This is a genomic window from Pseudoalteromonas sp. Isolate6, assembly GCF_022398435.1.
In the GTDB taxonomy this organism is placed as follows: Bacteria; Pseudomonadota; Gammaproteobacteria; order Enterobacterales; family Alteromonadaceae; genus Pseudoalteromonas; species Pseudoalteromonas galatheae.
On record NZ_JAKEVK010000206.1, the window covers coordinates 1 to 7,929 of the forward strand.

The window sequence follows — 7,929 nt, forward strand, 5'->3', positions numbered from 1 at the left end:
GTATAATAAATATTCTACGACGATTAAATATTAGACCATTCGCTAATTCGCAAGCGTCTCTATCTAAACAAGAATTGTAAAAGGGCGCATAGCCTTATATACTGTCAACGGTTTTATACCGTATCGTCTGTAGGTAAACCTATTTTTACATCAATTTTTACACTCAAGTGAACTATTTGGTGTCCAAATTGGTTTATCTAGAGTGTGCTGCTTGCATTTGAGAATATGTAGGTGGGTTTCATAAAAACAAGTAGATGGCTCCTTGTGGGCAAAGATGGGCAAGTAACTGTGAAAATGCAAAGACCTGTAAATCTAGATCTTACGACTATATCTATGCCAATAACGGCTAAAGCGTCGATTCTTCACCGTATTACTGGTGTAGCGTTCTTCTTCGCTTTAACCTTTGTGATTTGGGCTTGGTCTGAATCTCTCTCTTCTTCTGAAGGCTTCATGTTTGTAAAAGAACTGATGACTAGCTTTGTCGCGAAATTCATCGCGTGGGGCACCCTAACTGTATTGTCTTACCACGTTATCGCTGGTATCCGTCACATGATACAGGACAAGGGGTGTTGGGAAGAATTAGAATCAAGCGCGAATAGCGCGAAAGTTGCACTAGCGCTTTGGGCTGTTTTAGCAATTTTAGCTGGAGTATGGATATGGTCTTAAATCAAGCGACTCTTAAGCGTGATGGCGTACAAGACTTCGTGTCATTACGCACAACTGCGTTAATTATCCTAGCTTATGCTGTATTTATCATAGGCTATTTATTATTGACTCCTGAACTGACCTATGAAGCTTGGTCAGGGTTGTTCTCAAACTTAGCTGTTAAAGCAGCGACGATGATCACACTCGTTTGTATCATGGTGCATACACGCATTGGTTTGTGGCAGGTTCTAACTGACTACGTTAAGAACTCGACAACTCGCACTGTCCTTGGCTTTGTATTAAACCTTATGGCAATAGCTTACGTAGCTATTGGTCTATTTGTTCTATGGGGTGTTTAAGTGAAATATAACGTACGCGAATTTGACGCAGTTGTAGTTGGTGCTGGTGGCGCGGGTATGCGCGCGGCACTCGCTATTTCAGAATCAGGTAAAACTTGTGCTCTTATTTCAAAAGTTTTCCCAACTCGTTCCCACACAGTATCTGCGCAAGGTGGTATTACAGTCGCGCTAGGTAATTCTCATGAGGATAACTGGGAATGGCACATGTACGATACGGTGAAAGGGTCAGACTACATTGGTGACCAAGATGCCATCGAATACATGACTAAAACGGGTCCTGAAGCTATTACTGAGCTTGAGAACATGGGACTACCTTTTTCTCGTTTTGAAAATGGTCGCGTTTATCAGCGCCCATTTGGTGGTCAGTCTAAAAACTTCGGCGGTGAGCAGGCTGCACGTACAGCGGCGGCTGCTGACCGTACTGGTCACGCATTATTACATTGCTTGTATCAGCAAAACGTGAAAAACAAAACAAACGTGTTCTCAGAGTGGTATGCGCTTGATTTGGTTAAAAACGACAAAGGCGACGTCGTTGGTGTTACCGCGATTGATATCGAAAGTGGCGAAGTTGTTTATTTCAAGTCTAAAGCAGTGGTATTAGCAACGGGTGGTGCAGGTCGTATTTACGCATCTACTACTAACGCACACATTAACACTGGTGATGGTGTTGGTATGGCAGTGCGTGCTGGTATTTCAATGCAAGACATGGAAATGTGGCAGTTCCACCCAACCGGTATTGCAGGTGCAGGTACGCTTGTGACAGAAGGCTGTCGCGGTGAAGGTGGTTACCTTCTAAACAAAGACGGTGAACGCTTCATGGAGCGTTATGCACCTAACGCAAAAGACTTAGCTGGTCGTGACGTTGTTGCACGTGCAATGATGACAGAAATTCGTGAAGGCCGTGGCTGTGAGGGTCCTTGGGGTACACATATCAAGCTTAAACTCGATCACCTTGGTGAAGAGATGCTAAATCTACGTTTACCTGGCGTATGTGACCTTTCTAAGACGTTCGCGCATGTTGACCCTGCTAAAGAACCAATTCCGGTTATCCCAACATGTCACTACATGATGGGTGGTGTACCAACGAATGTGAATGGCCAAGTGTTAAGTGTTAGTGAAAATGGTGATGAGCGTATCATCGAAGGTTTATTCGCTGTAGGTGAAATTGCGTGCGTATCAGTACACGGCGCAAACCGCTTAGGTGGTAACTCGTTGCTTGATTTAGTTGTATTTGGCCGTGCGGCAGGTAACTTCCTAGGCACGTACCTAAACAACTTCGAGTCTACTGGTGAAGCATCAAAAGATGATGTTGATAACGCGTTCGCACGTTACAATCGCTGGGAGTCGTCTGAAGCTGGTAAAGGTGAAGATCCAGTACAAATTAAAAAAGACCTCCAAGAGTGTATGCAGCTTAACTTCTCTGTATTTAGAGAAGGCGATGCAATGGCTGAGGGCCTTAAAGAGCTTAAAGAAATCCGCGAGCGTCTTAAGCATGCTCGTCTAGATGACAAGTCATCTGAGTTCAATACGCAACGTATTGAGTGTTTAGAACTAGATAACTTGATGGAAACAGCGTACTCGACAGCAGTAGCCGCTAACTTCCGTACAGAGAGTCGTGGTGCACATTCACGTTTTGACTTCCCAGAGCGTGACGATGAGAACTGGCTGTGCCACTCAGTTCATCACCCGGGGTCTGATTCGATGACTAAGCGTGAAGTAAACTTTGCGCCTACAACTCGTGAAGCCTTCCCGCCAAAAGCACGTACATACTAGGAGTTCAACGATGGCGACTTTAGAATTATCAGTTTATCGTTACAATCCTGATGAAGATTCAGCACCGCGTATGCAGGACTATACTCTAGAAGTAGAGGAAGGTCGTGACATGATGGTGTTGGACGCTCTGATGCAATTAAAAGAGCAAGATCCAACTTTATCTTTCCGTCGTTCATGTCGTGAGGGCGTTTGTGGCTCTGACGGCGTAAACATGAACGGTAAGAACGGCCTTGCCTGTATTACTCCAATTTCTGCGGTGCAGAAAGGTGGAAAAGGTAAGATCATTATTCGTCCATTACCGGGTTTACCAGTAATTCGTGACCTAGTAATTGACATGAGTCAGTTCTATACGCAGTACGAGAAGGTAAAGCCGTTTTTGATCAACGACAAGCCGACTGGCGGTGTTGAACGTCTTCAGTCTATTGAAGAACGTGAAAAGCTAGATGGTCTGTATGAATGTATTCTTTGTGCATGTTGTTCAACGTCTTGTCCTTCGTTCTGGTGGAATCCAGACAAGTTCATCGGTCCGGCAGGTCTTCTACACGCTTATCGTTTCTTGGCTGATAGCCGCGATACAGCAACGGAAGAACGTCTTGCAGGCCTTGATGATGCGTTCAGTGTATTCCGTTGTCACGGTATCATGAACTGTGTTAACGTTTGTCCAAAAGGTCTTAATCCAACTAAGGCAATTGGGCATATTAAATCAATGTTGTTAAACCGTTCGGTATAACACATACTACTAGCTAAGATGGCAAGCAAATGCTTGCCATCTTGTTTTCGTTTGGGTTTCTGCGCTAGATAAAAGGGCTAATAGATGCACGAAGGTGTGATGAAGGCATGGCTAGAATCTTCGCATTTGTACGGCGGTAACGTTGCGTACGTAGAAGATCTATATGAAGCGTATCTAGATGATGCAGCTTCAGTGCCAGAAGAGTGGCGAGAGGTGTTTGATCAACTACCAAAAGTTGATGGTGTGGATGTTGACACAAAGCATTCAGAAGTGAGAACGCAATTTGCGGAACTTGCTAAAAACAAACACAGAGAAGTCGTGGTTTCTGCAGAAGGTTCTGCTGATGCCAAACAAGTTAAAGTTCTGCAGTTAATTAATGCATTCCGTTTCAGAGGTCATCAGAACGCAAACCTAGATCCTCTAGGGATTTGGGATAGAGAGCGTGTTCGCGATCTTGACCCTGCTTTTCATGATTTAACCGATGCAGACTTAGATAAAGAATTTAACGTTGGCTCATTTGCTTGTGGCAAAGAGACAATGAAACTCAAAGACTTGTACGCTGCGCTTAAAGCGACATACTGTGGCTCTATCGGCGCTGAGTACATGCACATCACGTCTACCGAAGAAAAGCGTTGGCTACAACAGCGTTTGGAATCGTCCTTCTCGAAACCACAGTTCGACAAAGAAACCAAACTAAGAATCTATAAAGGCCTTACTGCTGCAGACGGCTTAGAAAAGTATCTGGGTGCAAAATTTCCAGGTGCGAAGCGTTTCTCTTTAGAAGGCGGTGATTCACTTGTGCCTATGCTGAAAGAGCTTATTCATCGTGCTGGTGAAAGTGGTCAGCAAGAAGCCGTAATTGGTATGGCTCACCGTGGTCGTCTAAACGTACTAGTGAATGTACTGGGTAAAAACCCACAAGAACTATTTGACGAGTTTGCTGGTAAATACGGTGAACATGCAGGTTCGGGTGATGTTAAATACCACATGGGTTTCTCTTCTGACTTTGGTACGAAGGGTGGCAATGTTCACATGGCATTGGCATTTAACCCATCTCACCTTGAAATTGTAAACCCAGTAGTAATGGGCTCGGTACGTGCTCGTCTTGACCGACTAAATTGCCAAAGTGGCTCTAAAGCACTACCAATCACAATTCACGGTGACTCTGCAATCGCAGGTCAAGGTGTCGTACAAGAAACGTTTAACTTATCGCAAACACGTGCATACGGCGTTGGCGGTTCGATCCGTATCGTAGTTAATAACCAAGTAGGTTTCACTACATCAAAACGCGAAGATACTCGTTCGACTGAATACTGCACTGATATCGCTAAAATGGTTCAGGCACCTATCTTCCACGTTAACGCTGACGACCCAGAAGCTGTTGCATTTGTTACACAAGTTGCACTTGATTTCCGTAACAAGTTCAAACGTGATGTGGTCATTGACTTAGTTTGTTACCGTCGCCACGGCCACAACGAAGCTGATGAGCCAAATGCGACTCAGCCGTTGATGTATCAAAAGATCAAAAAGCACCCAGTACCTCGTCAATTATATGCTGATCAGCTCGTACGTGAAGGTGTGATTTCTGAAGATGATGCGAAGCAGATTGCCGACGATTACCGTAATGGTCTTGATAAAGGTGTTTGTGTAGTAGAAGAAATTCAAAAAGAAACCAAGCATTCTTCTGATTGGTCTAAGTATGTTGGTCACGACTGGGACGCGCCTTATGAGCCAAAAGTTGCGTTAGATAAGCTTAAAGCGCTTGGCGAAAAGATTGCGAACTATCCTGAAACGCATAAAGCACAATCACGCGTTAAAAAGATTTACGACGACCGTAAACTAATGGCGCAAGGCGAGAAAATGCTTGATTGGGGTATGGCTGAGACATTGGCTTACGCGACTTTAGTTGACGAAGGCACAGACGTACGTCTTACTGGCCAGGATTCTGGTCGTGGCACATTCTTCCATCGTCATGCTGTAGTACATAACCAAAAAGACGCGTCTACTTATCTTCCGCTACAAAACATTCGTGAAGGCCAAGGCCTGTTCGAAGTGTACGATTCAGTATTGTCGGAAGAGGCGGTACTTGCATTCGAGTATGGTTATGCGACAGCAGAGCCAACGTCATTGGTACTGTGGGAAGCGCAATTCGGTGATTTTGCCAACGGTGCTCAAGTCGTATTTGACCAATTCCTTAGCTCAGGTGAACAGAAGTGGGGCCGTCTATGTGGTTTAACACTTTTACTTCCTCACGGCTATGAAGGTCAAGGTCCGGAGCACAGTTCTTCGCGCTTAGAGCGTTATTTGCAGCTTTGTGCTGACCACAATATGCAAGTATGTGTACCGTCAACACCAGCGCAAGTATACGCAATGTTACGTCGTCAATCGGTTCGTCCACTGCGTCGTCCATTGATCGTAATGACGCCTAAGTCGCTATTACGCCACCCACTAGCGGTTTCTAGCCTAGAAGAGCTATCTGAAGGCGTATTCAACAACATGATCGATGAGATTGATGATATCAATCCTGAAAACGTTGAGCGTGTGGTGTTCTGTAGCGGTAAGGTTTATTACGAACTACTGCAAGAACGTCGTAAGCAGGAACTTAACAACGTTGCTATCGTTCGTGTTGAACAGCTATATCCTTTCCCTCACAAAGAGATGGATGAGATCATGGCTCGTTACCAGCACGTAAAAGATTTTGTTTGGTGTCAAGAAGAGCCACAAAACCAAGGTGCTTGGTACTGTTCACAGCATCATTTCTGGGAAGCTATCCCAGCTGGCGCAAATCTGACGTATGCAGGCCGTAAGGCTTCAGCTGCACCAGCATGTGGATACATGTCTACACATACTAAAGAACAAAACGCGTTAATTGCTGACGCTTTAACAATTAAGAAATAAGGAATAAGAGATGACAACCGAAATTAAGGTGCCTGTTCTTCCTGAGTCTGTTGCAGATGCAACGGTTGCTTCATGGCATGTAAGCGTTGGCGATAAAGTGACTCGCGATCAAAACTTAGTTGACATCGAAACGGATAAGGTCGTTTTAGAAGTGGTAGCACCAGAAGATGGTGTTATCGTTGCAATTTCTGAAGAAGAAGGCGCAACCGTTCTTGGCGAACAAGTTATTGCACAACTAGGTGCTGCTGATGAAGCAGCAGCGCCTGCTCAATCAAATGAAAAACCAGCAGCGTCAGAATCGGCGCCAGCAGCAGAAGGTAAAGAAGTGGACATTAAAGTACCTGTACTTCCTGAGTCAGTAGCAGATGCTACTATCGCAACTTGGCACGTTCAACCAGGTGAAGCGGTTAGCCGCGACCAGAACCTAGTTGATATTGAAACTGATAAAGTGGTTCTTGAAGTTGTTGCACCTGAAGACGGTGTGATGGGTGAGCACATCCACGCTGAAGGTGAGACTGTACTAGGTGATCAAGTTATCGGTAAAATCGTTGCCGGTGGTGCACCAGCTGCATCATCAAGTGCTAAGAAAGAAGAAGCACCAGCAGCTGCTTCTGACGAAAACTCAGATGTACTAACGCCATCTGTTCGTCGTCTTATCGCAGAAAAAGGCCTTGACGCTGCTAAGATCAAAGGTTCTGGTAAAGGCGGTCGCATTACTAAGGAAGACGTTGATGCTTTCCTAAAAGCACCAGCAAAATCAGAGTCTAAGCCTGCGGCTTCTGCACCAGCAGCGCCTGTAGGTGAACGTACACAAAAGCGTGTACCTATGACTCGTCTGCGTAAGACAATCGCTAACCGTCTATTAGAAGCGAAGAACTCAACAGCAATGCTGACGACGTTCAACGAAGTAAACATGAAGCCAATCATGGATCTTCGTAAGCAATACCAAGAAGTTTTTGAGAAGCGTCACGGTATCCGTTTAGGTTTCATGTCTTTCTACGTGAAAGCAGTAACGGAAGCCCTTAAGCGTTTCCCTGAAGTAAACGCGTCAATCGACGGTGATGATATCGTTTACCACAACTACTTTGATATCAGCATCGCGGTATCAACGCCTCGTGGTCTAGTGACTCCGGTACTACGTGATTGCGATAAGCTTTCAGTTGCTGAAATCGAAAAGAACATTCGTGAACTGGCTATCAAAGGCCGTGACGGTAAGCTAACAGTAGATGATATGACTGGCGGTAACTTCACAATCACCAACGGTGGTGTGTTTGGTTCACTCCTTTCTACGCCTATCATCAACTTGCCACAATCTTCAATCTTGGGTATGCACAAAATCCAAGAGCGTCCTATGGCAGTAAATGGTAAGGTTGAAATCTTACCTATGATGTATCTAGCGCTTTCTTATGACCACCGTCAAATCGATGGTAAAGAGTCAGTTGGCTTCCTAGTGACGATTAAAGAGTTGCTTGAAGATCCAACACGTTTACTACTAGACGTATAATATTTGTTTAAAGAATAAGC

Annotated in this window: 6 protein-coding genes; all 6 read left to right on the forward strand. The window is 44.8% G+C overall.

Translation table 11 applies throughout. The annotated features are described in order from the left end of the window. The first annotated feature begins 288 nt into the window (after nt 1–288). The 6 genes from sdhC (at nt 289) to odhB (ending at nt 7,909) form a co-directional block, all read left to right on the forward strand. A complete protein-coding gene (gene sdhC, locus L1D50_RS19360; protein WP_128728235.1) occupies nt 289–666 on the forward strand; it encodes a succinate dehydrogenase, cytochrome b556 subunit in 378 nt (125 codons plus the stop codon). Continuing rightward, nucleotides 657–1,004: a succinate dehydrogenase, hydrophobic membrane anchor protein gene (gene sdhD, locus L1D50_RS19365; RefSeq protein WP_128728234.1), complete on the forward strand. Its 348-nt coding sequence runs from the start codon at nt 657–659 to the stop codon at nt 1,002–1,004. The genes sdhC and sdhD overlap by 10 nt, the downstream gene beginning before the upstream one ends. Beyond that, nucleotides 1,005–2,777: a succinate dehydrogenase flavoprotein subunit gene (gene sdhA / locus L1D50_RS19370; RefSeq protein ID WP_128728233.1), complete on the forward strand. Its 1,773-nt coding sequence runs from the start codon at nt 1,005–1,007 to the stop codon at nt 2,775–2,777. A gap of 10 nt (nt 2,778–2,787) precedes the next feature. After that, entirely contained in the window at nt 2,788–3,507 is a 720-nt protein-coding gene (locus tag L1D50_RS19375; RefSeq protein WP_128728232.1) for a succinate dehydrogenase iron-sulfur subunit, read from the forward strand. Nucleotides 3,508–3,591: 84 nt separating this feature from the next. Beyond that, complete coding sequence (sucA, locus tag L1D50_RS19380; protein WP_138523848.1) at nt 3,592–6,405, forward strand: 2-oxoglutarate dehydrogenase E1 component; 2,814 nt, start codon at nt 3,592–3,594, stop codon at nt 6,403–6,405. 10 nt (nt 6,406–6,415) lie between these two features. After that, nucleotides 6,416–7,909 (forward strand): 2-oxoglutarate dehydrogenase complex dihydrolipoyllysine-residue succinyltransferase, encoded by a 1,494-nt coding sequence (gene odhB, locus L1D50_RS19385; RefSeq protein ID WP_239966630.1) that lies wholly within the window; start codon nt 6,416–6,418, stop codon nt 7,907–7,909. The last annotated feature ends 20 nt before the right edge of the window (nt 7,910–7,929 follow it).